This is a genomic window from Bradyrhizobium sp. USDA 3240, assembly GCF_054063295.1.
The window spans coordinates 3,649,587-3,670,391 of the sequence record NZ_JBSSGD010000002.1; the positions used below are offsets into that span (position 1 = coordinate 3,649,587).

22 protein-coding genes are annotated in these 20,805 nt (G+C 65.0%); 7 read left to right on the plus strand and 15 right to left on the minus strand.

Translation table 11 applies throughout. From position 1 onward, the window contains the following. Window positions 1–139: 139 nt before the first annotated feature. Window positions 140–2,197 (plus strand): IPT/TIG domain-containing protein, encoded by a 2,058-nt coding sequence (locus tag ACVIGA_RS17955; RefSeq protein WP_456667388.1) that lies wholly within the window; start codon window positions 140–142, stop codon window positions 2,195–2,197. Window positions 2,198–2,254: 57 nt separating this feature from the next. On the opposite strand, the gene ACVIGA_RS17960 is transcribed toward ACVIGA_RS17955, so the two are convergent. The 8 genes from ACVIGA_RS17960 to ACVIGA_RS17995 form a co-directional block, all read right to left on the minus strand. Next, the gene (locus ACVIGA_RS17960) at window positions 2,255–2,431 is read right to left on the minus strand and encodes a hypothetical protein (protein WP_456667389.1); all 177 of its coding nucleotides are present in this window, start codon (window positions 2,429–2,431) and stop codon (window positions 2,255–2,257) included. Between the two features lie 69 nt (window positions 2,432–2,500). Next, entirely contained in the window at window positions 2,501–2,785 is a 285-nt protein-coding gene (locus tag ACVIGA_RS17965) for a hypothetical protein (protein WP_456667390.1), read from the minus strand. A 77-nt stretch (window positions 2,786–2,862) separates the two neighbouring features. After that, entirely contained in the window at window positions 2,863–3,267 is a 405-nt protein-coding gene (locus ACVIGA_RS17970; protein ID WP_223974816.1) for a DUF3597 domain-containing protein, read from the minus strand. Window positions 3,268–3,548: 281 nt separating this feature from the next. Further along, window positions 3,549–4,049 (minus strand): Rab family GTPase, encoded by a 501-nt coding sequence (locus tag ACVIGA_RS17975; protein WP_456667391.1) that lies wholly within the window; start codon window positions 4,047–4,049, stop codon window positions 3,549–3,551. Continuing rightward, on the minus strand, window positions 4,049–5,800 hold the full coding sequence (locus ACVIGA_RS17980) for an OmpA family protein (protein ID WP_456667392.1): 1,752 nt from the start codon (window positions 5,798–5,800) through the stop codon (window positions 4,049–4,051). The genes ACVIGA_RS17975 and ACVIGA_RS17980 overlap by 1 nt, the downstream gene beginning before the upstream one ends. A gap of 1 nt (window position 5,801) precedes the next feature. After that, a complete protein-coding gene (locus ACVIGA_RS17985; RefSeq protein ID WP_456667393.1) occupies window positions 5,802–6,164 on the minus strand; it encodes a hypothetical protein in 363 nt (120 codons plus the stop codon). 159 nt (window positions 6,165–6,323) lie between these two features. Then, entirely contained in the window at window positions 6,324–6,980 is a 657-nt protein-coding gene (locus tag ACVIGA_RS17990) for a response regulator transcription factor (RefSeq protein ID WP_456667394.1), read from the minus strand. A gap of 140 nt (window positions 6,981–7,120) precedes the next feature. Then, window positions 7,121–8,191, minus strand: a complete 1,071-nt coding sequence (locus tag ACVIGA_RS17995) for a sensor histidine kinase (RefSeq protein WP_456667395.1) — start codon at window positions 8,189–8,191, stop codon at window positions 7,121–7,123. A gap of 272 nt (window positions 8,192–8,463) precedes the next feature. Between ACVIGA_RS17995 and ACVIGA_RS18000 the strand changes: the two genes are divergently transcribed. Then, the gene (locus ACVIGA_RS18000) at window positions 8,464–8,745 is read left to right on the plus strand and encodes a hypothetical protein (protein ID WP_456667396.1); all 282 of its coding nucleotides are present in this window, start codon (window positions 8,464–8,466) and stop codon (window positions 8,743–8,745) included. Window positions 8,746–8,783: 38 nt separating this feature from the next. Here the strand turns inward: ACVIGA_RS18000 and ACVIGA_RS18005 are convergent, their stop codons facing one another. Continuing rightward, window positions 8,784–9,737 carry an alginate lyase family protein gene (locus tag ACVIGA_RS18005; RefSeq protein ID WP_456667397.1) on the minus strand — a complete coding sequence of 318 codons (954 nt, stop codon included), beginning with the start codon at window positions 9,735–9,737 and terminating at the stop codon, window positions 8,784–8,786. Window positions 9,738–9,989: 252 nt separating this feature from the next. On the opposite strand from ACVIGA_RS18005, the gene ACVIGA_RS18010 reads away from it, so the two are divergent. Genes ACVIGA_RS18010 through ACVIGA_RS18025 form a run of 4 tightly spaced genes read left to right on the plus strand, consistent with a single transcriptional unit; the run spans window position 9,990 to window position 12,607 of the window. Further along, window positions 9,990–10,442 carry a MarR family winged helix-turn-helix transcriptional regulator gene (locus tag ACVIGA_RS18010; RefSeq protein ID WP_456667398.1) on the plus strand — a complete coding sequence of 151 codons (453 nt, stop codon included), beginning with the start codon at window positions 9,990–9,992 and terminating at the stop codon, window positions 10,440–10,442. 41 nt (window positions 10,443–10,483) lie between these two features. Continuing rightward, a complete protein-coding gene (locus tag ACVIGA_RS18015; RefSeq protein ID WP_456667399.1) occupies window positions 10,484–11,059 on the plus strand; it encodes an isochorismatase family protein in 576 nt (191 codons plus the stop codon). Then, window positions 11,046–11,375: a hypothetical protein gene (locus tag ACVIGA_RS18020; RefSeq protein ID WP_456667400.1), complete on the plus strand. Its 330-nt coding sequence runs from the start codon at window positions 11,046–11,048 to the stop codon at window positions 11,373–11,375. The genes ACVIGA_RS18015 and ACVIGA_RS18020 overlap by 14 nt, the downstream gene beginning before the upstream one ends. Next, a complete protein-coding gene (locus ACVIGA_RS18025; protein WP_456667401.1) occupies window positions 11,372–12,607 on the plus strand; it encodes an MFS transporter in 1,236 nt (411 codons plus the stop codon). The genes ACVIGA_RS18020 and ACVIGA_RS18025 overlap by 4 nt, the downstream gene beginning before the upstream one ends. 131 nt (window positions 12,608–12,738) lie before the next feature. On the opposite strand, the gene ACVIGA_RS18030 is transcribed toward ACVIGA_RS18025, so the two are convergent. The 6 genes from ACVIGA_RS18030 to ACVIGA_RS18055 form a co-directional block, all read right to left on the minus strand. Further along, on the minus strand, window positions 12,739–13,956 hold the full coding sequence (locus tag ACVIGA_RS18030; protein WP_456667402.1) for an acyl-CoA dehydrogenase family protein: 1,218 nt from the start codon (window positions 13,954–13,956) through the stop codon (window positions 12,739–12,741). A 90-nt stretch (window positions 13,957–14,046) separates the two neighbouring features. Further along, window positions 14,047–14,475, minus strand: coding sequence for a phasin family protein (locus tag ACVIGA_RS18035; protein ID WP_223974793.1), 429 nt, complete (start codon window positions 14,473–14,475; stop codon window positions 14,047–14,049). A gap of 23 nt (window positions 14,476–14,498) precedes the next feature. Next, window positions 14,499–15,449: a poly(3-hydroxyalkanoate) depolymerase gene (gene phaZ, locus ACVIGA_RS18040; protein WP_456667403.1), complete on the minus strand. Its 951-nt coding sequence runs from the start codon at window positions 15,447–15,449 to the stop codon at window positions 14,499–14,501. Continuing rightward, window positions 15,442–17,145, minus strand: a complete 1,704-nt coding sequence (locus ACVIGA_RS18045) for an alpha/beta fold hydrolase (RefSeq protein ID WP_456667404.1) — start codon at window positions 17,143–17,145, stop codon at window positions 15,442–15,444. The genes phaZ and ACVIGA_RS18045 overlap by 8 nt, the downstream gene beginning before the upstream one ends. Then, a complete protein-coding gene (locus ACVIGA_RS18050) occupies window positions 17,142–17,618 on the minus strand; it encodes a MaoC family dehydratase (protein ID WP_456667405.1) in 477 nt (158 codons plus the stop codon). Before ACVIGA_RS18050 ends, ACVIGA_RS18045 begins: the two co-directional genes overlap by 4 nt. A gap of 41 nt (window positions 17,619–17,659) precedes the next feature. Further along, a complete protein-coding gene (locus ACVIGA_RS18055; RefSeq protein ID WP_456667406.1) occupies window positions 17,660–19,312 on the minus strand; it encodes a fatty acid--CoA ligase in 1,653 nt (550 codons plus the stop codon). Window positions 19,313–19,737: 425 nt separating this feature from the next. On the opposite strand from ACVIGA_RS18055, the gene ACVIGA_RS18060 reads away from it, so the two are divergent. Beyond that, entirely contained in the window at window positions 19,738–20,778 is a 1,041-nt protein-coding gene (locus ACVIGA_RS18060; RefSeq protein ID WP_456667407.1) for an AraC family transcriptional regulator, read from the plus strand. Window positions 20,779–20,805 lie beyond the last annotated feature (27 nt).

A 20,805-nucleotide genomic window follows, 5' to 3' on the forward strand; every position in this document is an offset into this window, starting at 1 on the left:
TATTTTTTAGATGTGCGCCGCCTGCTGCGGACCGGCGCGACGGGGGTTACCTTTGTTGCCGATTGCAAACCTTGCGCGGACTCGCTTCCGCTTGGCCGCCCCGCGTCTTGCGTCCGAGCTTCACAACAGACTGCCGTCGATGGCGATCGTGCGACGCGCCGGATGGCGTCTCGTCGTGATCGCCGCCGCGCTGTTCGGCTCGGTCGCCGCGGCCAGCGCGCAGGCACCGGTGATAGCCTCGATCTCCCCGACATCAGGTCCCGCCGCGGGCGGCACCAGCGTCACCATCGCGGGCGGCAGCTTCAGCACGGCCACCGCGGTGCGCTTCGGCGCCGTCAACGCAACGAGCTTCGTCATCAATTCGAGCGAGCGGATCACCGCGGTCGCGCCGGCCGGGACCGGCACAGTCGATATCACGGTGACCAACCCGTCCGGGACGTCATTCGCGTCTCCCGTGGATCGGTACACCTACGTGGCGTCCGCGCCGACGGTGACGTCGATTTCACCGACCACAGGCCCGACCAGCGGTGGAACGACGGTCATCATAACAGGCACAGGCTTGACCGCTGCGACGGTCGTAACGTTCGGCGCAACCCCTGCAACCGGCTTCACCGTCAATTCCAGCACCCAGATCACGGCGACCTCGCCGGCGGGAACGGGAACGGTGGATATCACGGTGACGACGGCAGTCGGGACATCAGCGACATCAGCGGCGGACCGCTTCACCTTTGCAGCCACCACGACGACCCAGACCGCGCTGACCTCGTCGCAGAATCCGAGCAGTCTTGGCCAATCGGTGACCTTCACGGCGAACGTCACCGCCCCAGGAGGAACGCCGACCGGCACAGTAACCTTCAGCGACAATGGATCGCCGATCGGCACCGCGACGCTCGCGGCAGGCACGGCGAGCTTCTCCATCGCGACGCTCAAGATCGGCAGCCACACCATCACGGCGAGCTATGCCGGCAGCGGCGCATTCAATGCCAGCACCTCGCCCGCGCTGGCGCAGAGCGTGAATGTCCCGACCGACAGCGTAAAGCTGCGGGCATTGCAGATCGACATCACCAAGCTGGTGGCGCAGAACTCCGGCCAGGCGATCTCGGGCGCGATCGACAACGCGATCTCGGAAGGGTTCAGCGAAGGCGGTAGCTTCATGACACCAGGCGGCGCCGGCATGCACTTCAACTTCGCGGCCGATCCGTCAGACGGCGTGACGCAGACGGACACCGGGAATCGTGGTGCCTACGCCTCGGATCGCACTTTCAGCGCGCCCGGACGCAGCGGCAACAGTTCGCGAATCGACAATGCGTTTGCGGCGATCGACCAGCAGATGCCGATCAAGGCGGCGCCCAAAACCCAGACGACGATCAATCGTGAACCGCGCGATTGGCTGTTCTGGATCGACGTCAGGGGCAGCGGCATCGACCGCTGGTCGTCGCCGACCGCGCCTGGTGTCGGCACAACGGGTTCATCGATCTACGGCAGCCAGCTCAATGCCCTGATGGGACTGACCTACCGGGCGCTGCCCAACCTCCTGGTCGGCGCCGTCGCCGGCTATGAGACGTTCAACTACACGGCGCAGGACATCAACGGAAAGCTCACCGGCGACGGCTGGACCGCGGGCGCCTATCTCGGCTGGATGATCACACCCGCGCTGCGCTACGACGCCGCCGTGACCTTCTCGCAGATCGGCTACAACGGCGTCGCCGGAGCGGCGCAGGGCAATTTCAACGGCGACCGCTGGATGTTCGCGACTGGGCTGACCGGCAGTTACAAGATGAGCAACCTGCTGATCGAGCCCTCCGCCCGCCTCTACACGCTGTGGGAGCATGAGAACGCCTATGTCGACACGCTCGGCACGCTGCAGACGGCGCGTGACTTCGTCACCGGCCGCGCATCCGGCGGTGTCAAGCTGAGCTATCCGCTGGCAACGATCGACGCCGCGATGGTCTCGCCGTATCTCGGCGTCTATGGCGACTACTATTTCAGCAAGGACGACGCCGCGGCACTTTCCGTGAGCGGCATCCCGATCAACCCGACGCTGGTGCTGGAGGGTTGGTCGGCCCGCGTCACCGGCGGGCTGAACGCCAGGCTCGCGGGCGGCATGATGCTCGGCCTCGGCGCGGAGTATGGCGGGCTCGGCGGCACGGCCCGGCTCTGGACGTTCTCGGCCAGGGCGCGCGTACCGTTCAACTGATTGAAGACGGCGCCACCGGCTCGCATCCTCGGCGATGCAGGTCCATCGGCGGCACGCTTACTTGCGCTGGCGCTGGTCGTCGCCCGGCTTCTCTCCGTCGCTCGGCGGTTGCAGGCCGGGGCTGTTGGCCCAGCGATCGAGATCTTCGATGACCCGCCTGTGGCTCGGCCGCAGCGACGGCGGACCACCGGGCTCCTGAGACAATTTTCGGGGCAGCTTGACCTGTTCTGGCATGGCGAGGCTCCAGAGCTGGGCGGTGTGCGGGCCGTTCGCAGCGAGCGTTACGCAACGGAGCCGCGAAGACTATTTGTGATCTGCCGGATTTGCCGGTGCTGCGACCGGCTGCGCGGGAGCGGCCTGCTCCCATGGCGCCGGCAGGATGACCCGCGCCGGCGGCAGGTTCTGCGCCGCGCGCTGCACATTGGCGTCCGCGTTCGCCGGCCGCGACTCCTCGCTGGCACTATCGGCGCGGGCGACGGCGATGGTGATGCCCATCGCCACTACCGCGAGGCCGAGTCCCGCGCCGATCGAAGCGGCAACGACGCCGGCCCGCGGCCTGTTCAGGATGGCAAGATGAGATGGGGTCATCACAACTGCTCCTCACGCAATACACCTGGTTCGGAGCCGTGCGCGACGCTAAAGCAGCGCACGGCTCAAGGCGGTGATCAGGTCTTGATGTCGGCCGGCAGCTTGCCGCCATTGGCGGCGAGCTTGGCCATCACCTGCTGATGCAGCCAGACGTTCATGGTGGCGGTGTTGTTGGTATCGCCGGTGTAGTGCAGCTCCTTGGCGAGCTCCTTGCGCGCAGCAAGGCTGCTGTCGAGCCCGAGCGCCTTCATCAGGTCGACGATCGAGGTCCGCCAGTCGAGCTTCTCGCCGGTGGCAGCCGCCGCCTTGTCGACGATCGCCGCGACGTCGACCGTTTGCGCGGCGGGCGTGCCAGGCGCGGTGGATGCGGCAGTTGACGTCGTTGCCGGCGATGCTCCCGGCGCAGCCGTCGTGGTCTCAGGTGTTTTGGCCTGGGCACCGTGGCCGAAGATTGCACCCATGATGCTTCCAAAAATGCTCATGTTCTCTCACTCCGTGCGCCCGGGACACCGTTGGTCCCGTGACTGGTTCCAGTGACGGGTGAACGATAGGCAGGCCATTGGCCGAGTGGAAGATGACCATCGTCACTATCGGAGTGTGGGACGGCGTGGTGCAGTTGGAGAGAGAATCGTGCGGTCCTGCACCGCACGTCGCGCGCGTTTCATCGCACGCCCCACGTGCGATGAAGTCAGCCGTCCCGGCCCGATTCGCCAGCCCCGAGAAGTCGGGACGGCTGACACAAACCTGCGCGGAGTTATGTGAGCTAGAGCTGACGGCGGCGAATGGTCTGAGCGAGATCGACAAAGCATTCGGCAATGCCGACGCCGGTCTTGGCGCTGACCGGCTTGACGCTCGACTTGGCGAGTTCGGCAATCGCGCCGGCGCTGCCGGCAGCCTCCGGCAGGTCGATCTTGTTGAGCAGCGCCCGGTAGGGCCGGCCCGGGAAGCGCTCCTCGAAACCGCGGACCAGCTCGACCATGCGGGTCACGGTCTGCGGTCGCGTGACGTCGGACACGATGATGGCGGCGGATGCGCCGGTGACATAGACCGTGTCGAAGATCTGCGTGCCGAAATCGCCGTCGGTGTCCCACAGTACGAGGCGCATCGGGTCGCTGCCATCCGCCGGCGCTACGTCATGGCTCAGGATCTCGACGCCCAGCGTGGATTTGTACTGGCCCTCGAACCGGTTGTAGATCAGCCGATAGAGGATCGACGTCTTGCCGACCCCCATGTCGCCGAGCAGCATGACTTTTGCGGTGAGCATCAGCGGGCCACTTCGCCTCGGTAGACCGTCTCGAACGCCACGCGGCGGTTGCCGCCGACGGTGGCGTCGAGCCGGTCGGTGATCGGCATCGTCGCGGCGCGCGACACCAAAATCAGTCGCGACGGGTCGACCCCGAGCGCGGTCAGCTTGCGCTGCACCTGCTCCGCCCGTTTGCGCCCCAGCGTCTTGTTGGTGCCTTCGGTGCCGCTCTGATCGGCGTAGCCGACGATCCGCAGCCTGAGATCATTGTTCGTCAGCAGCCCGGCGAGTTCACGCAGCTGCTGATCGGCCTGGTCGTTGTCGAGGATCTCGTCGGAATTGTTGATGAAGAAGATCGCGGTCGAGGCGATGAAGCGATCGAGCCGCGCCGCCGGACCGTCGGCGACGGACTGCAGCTTCGTGACTTGCTCGCCCAATTTCGCAGACTGCTCGCCGAGCTTGTCATATTGCGCGGCGAGAGCGGCATATTTCTCGTCGCCCGACTTCGCCTGCGCACCCATCGCCTCGCGCATCTGGTCGAGGCTCGCCTGCAACCGCGTCAGGCTCTGCTGCAGGCCCGCGATGCCGGCCTGCGATGCCGCCGCCTGCTCCGGCGTGGGCACCAGTCCGATGCGGTCGACCACCTTGTACGGCGCCGCGGCTACAGCGAGCGCGTCGATCACCGGCGCGGTCTCCAACTGGCTCGGCTCGAGGCCCGAGACGGCCACGCTTCGGCTGCCGTGATCGAAGTCGAGCCGCAGCGGGAAGGTCGCCAGCAAGGGCTGCTTCGCGGCGAGCTGCTCCAGCGCGGCATGGGTCCGCCGCTCCAGCAGCGCGCGTGTCACCGAGGTCGCGGCAAAATAAAGCAACAGCGCGGCCACAGCGGCGAGCACGGCGAACAGGATCACCTTGCCGCGCCGGCTCGCGATCCGCCGCGGCGTGTCGTCGGTCTCGATCGCCGTTGCGAGCGAGGCGAGCATCGGCCCGTCGCAATCCGCACCGCGGTCGATGCGCTCGATCGCATCGAAGAACAGCGAGTTGATCCTGGCATTGTCGGCGGGGCGTAGCGGCCCCAGGCACTCCGCCGCCAGGATGAAGCGCGGCGAGGCGCGCAGCGCGAGCTGCCGTCCGCCGAAATCGAGCGTCTGCAGATTGCCTTCGCCGGCCAGCGCCTGCACGGAAAATTCGAGGATCGCCGCGACCATGGCGCTGAGCAGGTCGGCGCGCTCATCGACGGTCGCCTCGCGCTTCCAGTCGACGACAAGGCGGCCATTGCCGCGTTCGATGATCAGGAGCCGGTTGATCTGCGGCGGACTGTCGGCGAGCACGAACTCGCTGATCGGGCGTCCCGTCACCAGCGACTTGACCCGCCCGACCCACAATTGCGCCGAGGTCAGCGCATTGATGCGCTGCTCGAGCGAGGCAACCAGTTCCCGGAACGCGTTCGCAACCGCGGCGCTGACCAGCCGGCCGACGATCGGATAGAGCGCCTCGATCATCTGCTCGCGCGAATTCTTGATCTCGCTGCGGATCGCGGAGACCACGACCGGCGCGATCGCTGTGGCGAGCTCGCGCGGCCGGTTGACCTCGGCGCGCTCCAGCGCCTCGACCAGAATGCCGGCGGTTGCCGTCTCCAGGCGATCGGCATTGCCGACATAGCGCTGCAACGAGTCGAGGTCGGCCTCCAGCGACGTCAGGCGCGTCGCCTCGGGCTGAAACAGCAATGTCCTGAGCTGCTCGATCTCGCGGTTCTGGCCGGCAGCAGCTGCCATGCTATTTGCCCGTGCGGCCGGATCCCAATCCGCTGATCGCAGCGCCGAGCTGGGTGATGGCCGCACCGACATCCTTCAGCGAGTCGAGACGCCTCTGCTCGGTATCGCGTTCAAGGTCGGAGAGCCGCGCCTGCAGCGCGGTGAGCTCGTTGTTGAAGTCCGCCTGCATCTGCTTTAGCGATGCCTGCATCTCCTCGCGCAGACCCGAGAGATTGGTCTCAATCGAGCGTTGCGCGCCGCCGAACAGGAGATCGCGGACCTGATCGATCGCCGCCATGCTAGGCGCCGCCGAATCCGCGCCGTTGCCGGCCGCCGCGTTTGCCAGTCCATCGCTATCCTTGGTCTGGCGCTCGATACCCTTCATGGTCATTCCCTGTTTAGTCAAAGCCGCGCAATCCGGACCTGCCATGTCAAAAAGCAAATCCGAAACAAACCTATAGCCAATTTTGTCGGCGCGGCACAGAGAAAGGCGAGCAATCTCAGCCAGATCAACCGCGTGGTGTGCGGTTGGGGGCAGTTATTTCTAGTAAGTTATTGCCTTTATTGCCAGTTCCGTACGGTTCTTGACCTGGCATTTCTCCAGGATGGTGCTGACATAGTTCTTCACCGTGCCCTCGGCCAAATGCAGCCGTTCACCGATCTCGGTATTGCTCTTGCCCTCGACGATCAGCGTGAGAATTTCATTCTCCCGCGCCGTCAGCCCGTCGCGAACCGGCAGCTTTGCCGAGACGCGCGGACCGCGCAGCCGCTTGAACTCGTCGAGGATGCGCGCGGCGACGCTGGGCGACAGCCCGGACTGGCCGTTGATCACCGCGCGGATGGTCGATGCGATCTCCTCCATCCTGGCGTCCTTCAGGAGATACGCCTTGGCGCCGGCGCTGACCGCCTCGAAGATCAGATCGTTGGTCTCGAACGTCGTCAGCACCACGATATGGGTCTGCGGCAACTCGCGCAGAATCCGTTGGGTCGCGGCGATGCCGTCGACACGCGGCATCTGCAGGTCCATCAGGATGACGTCCGGCCGATAGCGCCGTGCGAATTCGATGGCCTGCTCGCCGTCGGACGCACCGGGAAGTATCTCGAAATCGTCGTTCTGCTGGGCAAGCAGTGTGGCGATACCTTCCCTGATCAGGGTCTGATCCTCGGCGATCAGCACCCGCACCTTCTCAATTGTGCTCACGGGCTTCAGTCATCCTCTCGAAGGTCCCGAGCATGATCCGCTTGAACCGGATCATGCTCTTGTCCTCTGTTGGTCGCGTTTTCTTAACGCGAACCGGTATCCACTTCGCTCGAAAACGCGCTGAATAGGCGGCGACGACATCAATCGGCCAGCAGGCCGGCAGACGCTGCCGGCGGCACCGCCACGGGGAGCGATATCCGGACCAGCGTACCCTGTCCGGGCGCGCTCTCCACCGCGCAGCTTCCGCCGACGAGTTCAGCAAATTCGGCCATCCCGATCAATCCGAAATGTCCGGGAGTAGGCACCGCGAGATCGAAGCCGCGGCCGTCGTCGCGGATCTCGACGACGAGCTTTCGACCGACCGCAGCCGGCGCTTCGAAGGCGTGAAACGAGACACGGCGTGCCTTCGCATGTGCCTGAACATTGCGCAATGCCTCGCTGAGGATGCGTTGAACCGTCAAGCCGCAATCGCGCAAGCCGGGACGCGCCTCCTCGTCGATCTGGATCGACACCCTGACGCCGCTGCGCGCGGCGAAGTCGCTGAGCAGTCCCTCGACATCGGGATCGAGCTTCAAATCGTCGGGCGTGCGCAGGCGATCGATGGCCTCGCGGGCGCGCGAGAGGCCGCTCGCTGCGGCGTCTTCGGCGGTTGCAAGGCTGTCCGCTACGCGCTCGGGGTCGGCCGAAAGGTAATGCCTGATCAGCCGGATCTGGGTCAGCAGCGCCACGATCGAATGCACCAGCGTATCGTGCAGGTCGCGCGCCAGCCGCAGCCGCGTCCGCGCCAGCGAGGCAAAACGCACTTCGGCGCTCGCCGCCTCGAGCTGCTGCTCCATCAGCCGGCGGGCCCGGCGCTCGCTGCCGAGCAGCGTTTCGACCTGACGTCCCGCGAAGTCCGGCATGGCGATGACGAAGTAATGCGACTGCGCACCATTCCACAGCACCACCGCCGTCATCGGCTGCGCGATGCCGGGCGAGGCACCGCGGACACCGGCCAGTGCGATCATGTCCCGCTGGCCGCGAGCCAGCGCCGCCAACTCAGCCTCCATGCCGACCAGCAGCATGCATTCGCAACAATCGACGCCGATTGCGGGAAGCCATTCGACCAGCCGCCCGATCTTCCGCTGCATGCTTCGGTCGGCACCGATGACGGCGAGACCGATGACGTCAGCTCCTGCAGCCGCAAGCAAATCCGCGCTCAGATCGATCATGCGTTGCCCATCAACTCAGCGAGCAGCCCACTCTGGCGTAGGCCGGCCGCGGCCGCAAACGAATATGACTTTCGTCATAACTGATCCTGACTTTCGTCAGATGCCGCTGCCGCTCGAAATGCGGTTCTGTCTTACGAATGAGTAACAGCGCAAGCCATGATGTGCCACATGCCGGCGTCCATGGCGATGCCGGCCGGTCGCCGGGCCTCGCGGAAGGTCGCGCCCGTCGGCCGGAATGTGAGCTGACAATGAAGGCCGCGCCACGGAAATCGTTGGGTACCGAGCTCATGCTGGCGGAAGCGGAAAAGCCTGCGCGGCGCCGGCGCCTGAGCGCGACCCAGAAGCTGGCGTTGCAGGAAGCGCTGGCCGGCCGCCTGCAGCTCTACCCGCGCGGATATGCCGCGAGCAAGACCGGGCCGTTCCACTCGCGCCGCGCCATTCTCGGACTGGTGCGCGCCGGCCTGATGAGCCTCAGCGCGACCGCGCGCTATGCGGCCGTGACCCGGCGCGCACGGGACATGTACGCGACGCCGGCGACCAGCGAGAGCGAATAGCGCGCGTCATCGGGATACTGCGCATCTCCGGCCGACGCCTAGTCCGGCAGGGGCGCGCCCCAGCTTGCCGTCACGTTGCCGCTGAGCCTCGGATTATTCAAAGGCCTTCTCGAGCTGAGAATTGGCGGCAAGCGCGGATCGTGAAACCGGGCGTAATACGGCTCCATCCAGGCAAGGTCTCCCTGGAACGTCCAGGGGAAGAGCTGCTGCGGAACGTTGGTGAGAGCGCCGAAGCTGCGCTCGTCCTGCACCGCGCGAACGATCAGGTCGGCGAGCCGACGGATCGCTCCGTCGTTCTCCGCATAGAGGTCGATCTTCCGGCGGCTTGCGAGTTCGGCGCAGAACACCAGCGGGGTCAGCGCAAAGTTATGGTAGTGCAGCGCGCGCTCGCCGCGCTTCAACTCGCGCTCCAATTCGCCGCGGGCACCGATATCTCTGATGCCCTGGCGCGCCCGGGAAATGCCGGCATCGACCAGATCAGCCCGATCCGTCAGGGTGCCGATCGACATCAGATCGAGCCCGGCCCAATAGACCAAATTGTTGCCGAGGTGGTTGATGCGATCGGCATCGCGGGTTTCCTCGGCAATCCGGATCAGCCACGGCTTGATCTGCTGGAATCGATGGTCGGCCTTGATGGACGCGTTGGGGAAGCGCAGCAACGCCAGCGCGAAATCGGTCCCGGCCCACGAGCGTTCGAAATCGCCCTGATAGTTCGCCCCGATCGTCAGCAGCGCACTTCCGCTCGCCCAGCCTGCGAGCAAGTCCATCACGCAATCGAGGTCGCGTTCATCGGCGGCCTTGTTGACCTGCGCAATGAACGCATGCAGCGGCTTGATGGCGTCCGCGTAACCGCTTGCGTTCTGGTAGAAGCCGGGAGGATCGACCGATGTCAGCGCCGGTGGCGCCTCACAGGTCCGGGCCGCTGCCGGCTGCGCCAGGCAAGCGAGGACGATCGACACGCCGATCGCCGTGAAACGAACATCAAACTTCATTCCAAACAACTCCGCGAGCCACCGCGGGGACGATACGCCACGTTGTGAGCGCAAGCGCAGTCATCGACAACCGCGCGCACGAAGACAACAAAATCTAATGTGATTCACTCCGGAGCCGGGTTCAGGCGCCGTTCAGATTTTGCAGCATCGTCCAACAATGCCCTGCGACGGCACAGACGATCACGGGAATATGAAGGTAATCTGCGAAGGCAATCTTTACAGTTTACCTTCATATCTGCTAGCCTCATCGACATGAACAATGCAGCGGCCCGTACCGGCTCGGCGCGCACATCCGCGCTCGCCGAAGACCTTCGCCTGTTGATCGGAACGCTGAAGCGCCGGCTGCGCGAGCAGGGGCAGCGTGAGGATCTTCCGCCGTCCCAGGTCGCGGTGCTGCTGCGCCTCGAAAAGGCCGGCCCCGCGACCGTGTCCAGCCTGGCGCGCTCCGAAGGCATGCGTCCGCAGTCGATGAGCTCGGCGATATCGGCGCTCGAGGCAGCGGGCCTGGTCCGCGGCGCGCCCGATCCGGACGACGGTCGCCAGACCATCATGTCGCTCACCGATAGCTGCCGCGAGCGGCTGCGCACCGGCCGTGCCGCGCGGCAGGACTGGCTGTCGCGCACCATCGCCGCGCGGCTGTCGGCACGGGAGCAGGATGAACTCGCCGCCGCCGTCGGCCTGCTGAAACGGCTGGTCGCGGATTGATGCCGGCCGCGCCGCGCCAATCGCGAGAACAGGAGACGATGATGGCTCTGACGACGCTCGATCCGATCACCGCCCTCATTGTCGTCGATCTGCAATCGGGGCTTGTCGGCGCGCCGTTCGTGCATCCGTTCGGAGACGTCGTGGCGCGCGCCTGCGCCCTCATCGATGCGTTTCGGCGGCGTGGACTGCCGATCGTGCTGGTCAATGTCGACGGCACGGCGCCCGGGCGAACCGAGCGGCCGCGCCACAGCGGACAATTTCCCGACGGCTGGGCCGACCTGGTTCCGGAGCTCGACCGGCAGCCGGGCGACATCGTCGTGACCAAGCGGACATGGGGCGCGTTCGCCAGCACCGATCTCGAGAAGCAGCTGCGCGCCCGCGGCGTCAACCATGTGGTGGTCGCCGGCGTTGCGACCGGCACCGGTGTCGAATCCACGGCACGGCAGGCCTATGAGGCCGGCTTCAACGTCACGCTCGCGATCGACGCCATGACCGATGCACGGCCCAACGCACATGACTACAGCATCGAGCAGGTGTTCCCGCGGCTCGGCGAAACCGGCTCGACGCAGGCGATCATCGATCTGCTTGAAAGGACCAACGCGCATGAACTGGCTTGACCTCGTCGCCTATTTCTTCGGCGGCGCCTTCCTCACCAACGCAATTCCGCACGTCGTCGCCGGCATGATGGGCGAACCGTTCCAGAGCCCGTTCGCAAAGCCGCCGGGCGAAGGCCTGTCGTCATCGACCGTCAACATCGTGTGGGGCTTCTTCAACCTCGCGGTCGGATATCTGCTGGTCTGCCGCGTTGGCGACTTCGGCTTGAGAACGACAAGCGACGTCGTAGCGCTCGGTCTCGGCGGCCTCTTGATCGGGCTGTTCCTGGCGCGGCGGTTCGGACGGTTTCACGGCGGGAATGATCCGCAGCGAACATGAGACGCGTCTTTCGATCGCTCGCAAGCTTCAACTACCGGGTCTGGGCGGCCGGCGCGCTGGTGTCCAACATCGGCACCTGGATGCAGCGCGCCGCCCAGGACTGGCTGGTTCTCACCCAGCTCACACAACATAGCGCATCCGCTGTCGGCATCGTGATGGCGCTGCAATTCGGCCCGCAGTTGCTGTTGATGCCGTGGAGTGGCTTTGCCGCCGATCATTTCAACCAGCGCAAGCTGCTGATCGCGACCCAGGCGACGATGGGCGCGCTCGCGCTGGTGCTTGGGATTCTCACTGTCACCGGATTGGTGCAGCTCTGGCACGTCTATGTGTTCGCGTTTCTGTTCGGCTGCGCGGCAGCGCTCGACGCGCCGGTGCGCCAGACCTTCGTCGCCGAGCTGGTCAGCGACACCAACCTCTCGAATGCAATCGCGCTGAATTCGACCTCGTTCAATGCCGCGCGCATGATCGGCCCCGCCGTCGCCGGCCTGATCATCGCCTCCGTCGGCACCGGCTGGGCGTTCCTGTTCAACGGCGCCTCGTTCCTGGCGGTGCTGACCTCGCTGACCCTGCTGCGCACCCCCGAGCTGCGCCCGAACGCGCGGGCGCATCCCACCAAGGGCAGCGTCATGCAGGGCTTCCACTATGTCTGGTCCCGCCCGGATCTCCGGGCGACCTTGATCATGCTGTTCCTGATCGGGACCTTCGGACTGAACTTTCCGATCTTCATCTCCACCATGGCGGTCGGCGTGTTCCACACCGATGCGCGTGGCTTCGGCCTACTGTCGTCGGTGATGGCGCTCGGCACGATGTCGGGCGCGCTGCTGGCCGCGAGCCGCGAGCAGCCGCGGTTCTCGTCCCTGATGCTGGGATCAGCGATCTTCGGCCTCGGCTGCACGCTCGCCGCGTTGGCGCCGAACTATTGGCTGTTTGCTGCCGCGCTGGTCGTGATCGGCGTCGCCGCGCTGACCGTCGCCAACACCTCGAACGCGCTGATGCAGCTCGCGACCGAGCCTGCGATGCGCGGGCGCGTGATGGCGCTGCGGCTCGGCGTGGCGCTGGGCGGCACGCCGATCGGCGCCCCGATCGTCGGCTGGGTCGCCGATCACCTCGGCCCGCGCTGGGCACTCGGCGTCGGCGCTGCCGCCGGCTTCGCCGCCGCGATCGTCGCCCTCGGCATGCTGCCGCGGAAAACCGCCGAAGCCGGCCATGGCAGCCTGCCGCCGGCGGAATAAAGGCAATCGCGTAGCCCTATCCACGTCATTGCGAGCGAAGCGAAGCAATCCATTTCACCACATGTGGAAACGTGGATTGCTTCGTCGCTGACGCTCCTCGCAATGACGGAGTTGGATGCTTTCGCAACGGTTCAGACGAAGGCGCTCAGTCCCGTGATCGACTTGCCGACGATCAGGGTATTCATCTCGCGGGTGCCCTCATAGGAGTAGATTGCCTCGGCATCGGCGACGAAGCGGCCGATATGGTTCTCGAGCAGGATGCCGTTGCCGCCGAGCAGCTCGCGCGCATAGCCGACGGTCTCGCGGCATTTGACGGTGCAGAACGCCTTCGCCAGCGAGGCGTGCTCATCCAGCATCACGCCTTCGTCCTGCATCTGTCCGAGCCGCAGCATCATCGCCTGCGTCGCGGTGACGTTGCCGAGCATCCGGACCAGCAGATCCTGCACCAGCTGGAAGCCGCCGATCGGCCTGCCGAACTGCTGGCGCTCGGTCGCATAACGCAGCGCGTGCTCATAGGCGCCCATCGCGCAGCCGACAGCGAACCACGCCACGCCGGTGCGGGTCATGCGCAGCACCTTGGCGGTGTCCTTGAACGAGTTGGCGTTCTGCAGCCGGTCCGCCTCGGGCACGCGGCAATCCTTGAGCGTGATCAGCCCGTTCTGCACCACGCGCAGTGCCATCTTGGTCTTGATCTTCTCGACCGAGAAGCCGGGATTGTCCTTGCCCACGACAAAGCCCTTGACCTGGTTGGAGCCTTCCTCGCGCGCCCAGATCACGTTGATGTCCGCAAAGGTGGCGTTGCCGATCCACTTCTTCTGGCCGTTGAGGATCCAGACGTCACCCTCGCGTCGGCAGGTGGTCAGCATCCCGCCCGACGTCGCCGAGCCGACCAGCGGCTCGGTCAGACCAAACGAGCCGATCTTCTCGAAGCGCATCATCGCCGGCAGCCAGCGCTGCTTCTGGGCCTCGTCCCCACACAGATAGATCGAGCCCGCCGAAAGCCCAGTGTGCACGCCCCAGAAGGTCGCGACCGAGGAATCGACCCGCGCCAGCTCCATCGCGACAAAGCCGTTCAGCAGCCAGCTGCCGCCGGCCGCGCCATAGCCCTGGTAGCCGACGCCGCCGATGCCGATTTCGGCCATGTCAGGGATGATCGCGAACGGAAATTCGTCGCGGCTCCAGAACTCCTCGATCACAGGCGCGACGACACCCTCCGTGAACTCACGCACACGCCGCACCAGCGCGCGCTCCTTGTCATTGAGGACAGTGGCAATGCCGTAGAAATCGCCATTGATCGGCGGCGGCGCGTAATCCGGCTTGGCAGACCGTGTCGCCTGTGCGTTGGCCATGATGTCCTCCCTGATGCATGGCGATGGCTCGCCCTTATCCCGCGCTCCCGGCAGGACCCGCGCCCTGCCGGGATTCGTCTCATCGTGAGGTCAGGTTGACTTGTTCGGGCGGACGCTGGCGCGGAACTCCTCAAAGTTCTCCTTCATCCGGTCCTGGATAATCTTCACCGCGTCCGTGGTCGACTGCCGCGCTGTCGACGCGCTGTCCTGCGCGCCCTTGACCGCGATATCGAACACCTTCCGCGCGAATTCGGTTTGCAGAGCGAGGTTCTCATGAATCTTGCCGAGCGGCTTGTACTCGCGCGCCAAGGTCGAGGCCTCGCGCAAACCCGCCTCGATCACTTCGCGCTGCTTCTGCGCCACCGATTGCGCGCCCTGGGCCGCAACCTTCGCGCTCTGGCCGAGCGCCTCGAGGTTCTTCTTCTGGGCTTGCAGCAATTCGTCCACGTTCAGCTTCGGCAGACCGAGATCACTGCCGAACTTCCGCAGCATGTCGATGTAAGAGGTATTGTCGGTCACGATATCCTCCCTGGTTGCTGTGTCTAAGGTTTCTGCCGTCCGCCTCCGGACGTTGGAACGAGATCCCTGAAGTAGCTCGTCGTTCGCGCGAGCAGCGATGACGATGCGGCCTGACGGCTCTCGTCGGCCAGAAACGCCTCGATCAGGCCGGCGGTTTCCTTTGGCCGCGTTACCATGAACAGATGTCCGTCGTCGATCAGGCACAGCTCGGCGTTCGGGATCAGGCTCGCCATGATCTGACCGTTGACCGGAGGGACCAGCGGATCGTCACTGCCCATCAGGATCAGCGTCGGCTGCGGCAGCGACCACAGCCAGGGCAGGCTGGTCCAGCCGGTCATCGCGAGCAGCTGATAGAAGTAACCCATGCTGCGCGCGCCGTGCATCGCGGCGGCATGCCGGCCGATCAATGACGGATCGTCGCGAAACGCCCCGCCATAGATGTCGGCCGCAATCGTCTTCATGTAGCCCTTGTCGGTGTAGCGGCGCGGCGTTGCCATCTTCCACAGCACCGACGGGCTTGCCGGCACCATCGTGAAACCGGGCGCGGTCGCGGCAAGCACCAGGCGGCGGCAGCGCTTCGGAAACTGATGCGCGAATTGTTGCGCGATGCCACCGCCCCAGGACACGCCGGCGACATCGACCTCGGCGTAGCCCAGCTCCGCAACGAGCCCAGCGGCAAGCCGCGCCAAGGTCGACGGACGATAGGGCCACGCCGGCCTCGGCGATCCGCCGACGCCGGGCACGTCGAAAATAATGGCGGAGGTGCCGGTGAGCGCATCGAGGAACGGCCTCGCCAGCTCCCAATTGGCTCCGATCCCGTTGAACAGCAAGAGCGGCGGCCCGCTGCCGCCGCCGTGCCGGATCGCAACCTGAAGCAATTGGCCGTCGATCGTGATCTGCCGCGTCTCGATCGCGCCGTGCTGCGCAGCCGCCGCCGGCCCGGCCTTGTCGCCACTGGTGAGATCGTCAATCAAAGACGTAGGTCCCCGGTGCCGCGCCGAGGGATGGATAGCGCGCACTGCCGAGCGAGGCCGGCGCCGCCACCTCGTCGCCCGAACGCGCCTGCAGCCAGTCGCGCCAATCGAGCCACCAGCTGCCCTTGCGCTTCTCGGCCGAGGCCATGAACGCGTCGGGCTTGTCCTTGGAGATCGGCCCGATCATGAACGACGCCTTCGGATTGCTCGGCGGATTGAGCAGGCTCTGCAGGTGCCCGCTGTTCGACAGCACGAAGGTGGTGCCCTCGCCCATGATCTGCGCGGTCTTGTAGACGCCCTTCCACGGCGTGATGTGGTCGGTCACCCCGGCGACGACGTAGCTGTCGGCCTTGACCTTGCTCATGTCGATGGTCTTGTCGTTGAGCGTCAGCTTGCCGGCGTTGACGAACGGGTTGGAGAAATAGAGATCGAGATAGTCGCCGTGCAGCGCCGCCGGCAGGCGCGTCGTATCGGCGTTCCAGTACAGAATGTCGAACGCCGGCGGCTGGTTGCCGAGCAGATAGTTGTTGACCCAGTAGTTCCAGATCAGGTCGTTGGGTCGCATCCAGGCGAACATCCGCGCCAAATCGTGGCCATCGACGATGCCGCGCAGCTGCGAGGACGCCTTGGCCGCGCGCATGGTCTCCGGCGTCATCAGGCAGCCGAACGTGCTCTCCTCGGCCGAATTGGGATCGAGCAGGCAGACCGCCAGCACCAGGTTCTTGATCTTCTTCTCGATTGCGCTGCCGAGCGTCGCGAAATAGGCGGTCGAGGTGATGCCGCCGGAGCAGGATCCCATCATCGAGATGTCCGCGCTGCCGGAAATCTCGCGCGCCGCGTCGACCGCCTCGTCGAGCGCCGCGACATAGGTGTCCAGTCCCCATTCGCGATGCGCCGCCGTCGGGTTGCGCCAGCTCACGGCAAAGACCTGGAAGCCGCTTTCGAGCAGGAAGCGCACCATGCTCTTGTCCGGCGACAGATCGAGCGCGTAGTACTTGTTGATCTGCGGCGGCGTGATCAAAAGCGGCCGCTTCCTGACTTTCGGCGTCGTCGGGGTGTACTGGATCAACTCGATCAGCTCGTTGCGGAAGATCACCGCGCCCGGCGTGGTCGCAAGGTTCTCGCCGACCTTGAACGCGTTCATGTCCACCATCGACGGCATGCCGCGATTCTGCGTCAGATCGCCGATGTAGTTCTTCAGGCCGCTCCACAGGCTTTGCCCGCCTGTGTCGATGAACTTGCGGACTGCTGCCGGGTTGGTGAGCATGGTGTTGGTCGGCGCGACCGCATCGATCAGGATATCCGTGATCAGATGCGCGCGCTGCTTGTCGATGTCGCTGAGGCTGGTCTTGTCGACCAGGCCGTTGACCGCCTCGCCCCACGCCAGATAGGCCTTGAGCAGCCCGGAATGCAGCGAGCTCTCCTTCCAGGTCGGATCGGCAAACCGCTTGTCGCCGGCCTTCGGCGCGCGCTCGGACTTGCCGGCTACGATCGAGCCGAGCTCGCCGACGAAAGACAACCACTGCTCGGTCGCGACTTTCGGCTCGTTGATGACCGCCTTGAACAGGATGCCGGCGCCCTCGACGAGGTCCTGCCCCTGGATGCCGACCAGTGGATTGAGCGCCAACGTGTTCCTGGACGCCGCCTCGGACATGTCAGACGCCGGGGAATCCGGGCTGCGATTTTCCGTGCTCATTGCTCGGCTCCCGCTGGGGGAATCAGAAGCGCCAGCGTTTCGGCGATCAGAGCGGGCTTCTCCGATCCTTCAACCTCCAGCGTGTTCAGGGTTTTCATGATCACCTGGCCACCGTCCCTCGGCTCGATGCCGGACAGCACCACCCGCAGCCGCACCCGCGCGCCTGATGGCACCGGCGCCAGGAAGCGCACCTTGTCGACCCCGTAGTTCAACCCGGCGGCGGCATCGCGCGGGATGATCCCGACCTGCATCGCCAGCGGCGCCACCATCGCGAGCGTCAGATAGCCATGCGCGATCGGACCGCGGAACGGGCTCTCCCGTTTCGCGCGTTCGACATCGACGTGGATCCATTGATGGTCGCCGGTGCAGGACGCAAAATTGTCGATACGCTGCTGATCGATCGCGACCCAATCGGAAAGTCCGAGCTCTTTGCCGACGTGCTCGCCGAGGCCAGCCAAAGTGAGGTTGCTCATGATGTCGTCCTCCTCGATCCGTTCCCGGCTGTATTGAGCCGTCACATGTCGCCGTACAACTCGCGCAGCTCCTTCTTGTTGATCTTGCCGACGCTGGTCTTGGGGATGCTGTCGATGAACAGGATCTTGCCGGGGATGCCGTATTTCGAGATGACGCCCTTGTCGGCGAACAGCTTGAGATGGTCCTTGATGGCGTCGTCGCTGAGGCCGTCGGCACCCGACGGCTTCTTCACCACCAGCGCGAGCGGCCGCTCGCCCCATTTCTCGTCCTTGACGCCGATCACCGCGGCCTCGGCCACGCCGGCGCATTGCGAGATCAGATCCTCGATCTGCAGCGAGGAGACCCATTCGCCGCCGGTCTTGATCACATCCTTGATCCGGTCGGTAATCTGGACGTAGCCGCCCGGGCTGACCACGGCGATATCGCTGGTGTGCAGATAGCCGCCCTCCCAGAGCTGCTCCGAACCTTCGGGATTGTTGAAGTAGCCCTGAGTGAGCCACGGCGCCCGCAGCACGATCTCGCCGGCGGACTTGCCGTCATGCGGCACGTCCTTCATGTCGGGATCGACGATGCGCAGATCGACCAGCGGCCCGGCCATGCCGGCACGGGTGCGGAATTCGACCTCGCCGTCCGGATCGCCGCTGAGATCCCTGGATTGAACATGGGACACCGCGGCAAGCGGGCCGGTCTCCGACATGCCGTAACCCGCGAAGATGTCGATACCGGCCTCCATCGCCTGCTTGGCCAGCGCCTTCGGCAACGCGGAGCCGCCGATCACCATCTTGAGCCCGTGGAGATCGACCTTGGCGGCAGTGGCGGCGTTGAGCAGCATCTGCAGGATGGTGGGCACGCCGTGGGTGAAGGTGACGCCTTCGCTCTTGATCAGCTTGACCAGCATCGCCGGCTCGTAGCGGCCGGGATAGACCTGCTTGGTACCGGCCAGCGTCGCCGACCACGGAAAGCCCCAGGCGTGAACGTGGAACATCGGCGTGATCGGCATGTAGACGTCGTCGCGCGAGAAGCGTCCCTGCGACCCGGCCATGCCGAACAGCGCAAGCCCGGCGATCGTGTGCAGCACCAACTGGCGGTGGCTGTAATAGACCCCCTTGGGCAGACCGGTGGTGCCGGTCGTGTAGAAGGTGGTGGCCTGGGTGTTCTCATCGAAATCGGGAAACTCGTAGTCTGGCGAGGCTGCGGCAAGCAGGTTCTCATATTCGCCGATGAAGGACAGGTTGCCGGTCTGCGGCGACGGCTTGTCCGACATCACGATCATCCGCTTGACCTTGGGCAGCTGCGCCTTGATGCCTTCAAGCAATCCGACGAACTCTTCATTGACCAGCAGCGTCGATGCGCCGGCGTGATCGATCGTGTAGGCGATCTGCTCCGGCGACAGGCGGACGTTCACCGTCTGCAGCACAGCCCCCATCATCGGGATCGCGAAGAAGGCTTCGAGGAAGCGATGACTGTCCCATTCGAGCACGCCGACAGTATCGCCGGGCTCGACGCCTGCCTTGCTGAGCGCCGAGGCGAGGCGGCCGATCCGTTCCCTGGTCTGTCGATAGCTCTGACGCTTGAGATCGCGATAGACGATCTCCTGGTCCGGCGCCTGCACGCTCGGCGTATGCCATAGCTGCTTGAAGATGAGCGGATAGTGATAGGCGGATTGGGCAGTCTGAATCAGTCTTCCGACCATGGAAGCCTCCCTCGACCTGGCATGTCCTCCGACCGTTGCGTCCGCAGTTCTAAGCGAGCGGATCGTGTGGTCTGACGTGCTGCATCACGACGGTCTGACCGTGTGACATTAGGACGAAGCGTCGCGTGGCGCCCGAGATTTGTGAAGGTCCGAAACGGACAGGAGCCGGGTCTGAACCGGACAGAGTGCCGTCATCGACGGCAACCGGTGTTTTGCCGCCCTCGTCGCAGTCTGCGTTTCCGCGCCCACTTTGCTGCTTCGCAACAAGTGAGATCCATTGACGAGTCTTGGGTTTTGGCGCGAACCGGCTATGTTCCAAGGGCTCGCGAACGGAAATCCACTCGGGCCAGGTTTGCGGCGCACGGCTTCCGGACTGAAGGAAAGGCTGGTTCACTTTGCAACCAACCACGCGACTGAAGAGGCCTGTGGGCTCCCGCAACGATATCCTGAGCGTCGGCACCGGCGACAAGGTCTATGAGACGACCAAGCTCGGCGCTGTCTTCGACATGCTGGCGGGCGCCGGCGTCCCGGCCGACGCCATCCTGCGCGACACCCGCATTCCGCTGGCCGACGCGCACTCACCGCAGGCGCGGATTTCGCTGACGCAGCTGATGACGGTTTGTCAAAACGCACTGCGCCTGTCGACCGACCGTCACTTGCCCTATCGCATCGGCGCATCGATCCACATCTCAACCTACGGAATGTACGGCTATGCGTTGCTGTGCTGCCCGGACTTTCGCAAGGCAATGGAATTCGCGATGCGCTACCACGCGCTCGCCGCGCCGCTGGCGACGATCGAATTCACCGAGGACAAGGCCCATGCGCGATGGACCATCGAGCCCAATCTGCACGCACATGCCGATTACGCGCTCTACCGGTTCGTCGCCGAGATGCAGATCGGCATCCACATTTCGCTGATGCGCGACATCATGGGACCAGGCTTCGCTCCCTCCGAAGTCACGCTCGCCTATCCGCAGGCACAAGACTTCGAGCTTCCGCTCGATCATGTCGGGTGCCCGGTGCGCTTTGATCAACCGGCCAACCAGATCATCTTCAAGGCGCAGTTGCTGGACCGGAGCGCGGATCTCGGCAACAGGACGACCTATCCGACCATCGTCGCCCTCTGCGACGACTTGCTTGGTGACTTGAGATTGCGGACCGGCGTCGCCGGAAAAATCCGCGCCATCCTGCTTCGCGATATCGCCAATCCCCCGACCTTCGAGGCGATCGCCAAGCAGCTCGGCATGAACGATCGCTCGCTGCGGCGCCAACTTCGTCAGCAGGGCTTTTCCTTCCGGGGGCTACATGACGAACTGCGGACCCAGATCGCGCTGAAATATCTCCGCAACACGACGCTGGCCAATGACGATATCGCATTGGCGCTCGGCTTCAGCGATGCGGCAAACTTCCGGCGCGCGTTTCACCGCTGGACCAACAAGGCCCCGAGCGACATCCGCGGCGAGTAGCGTTCCTCCCCGTACGCTTTCAGGGCG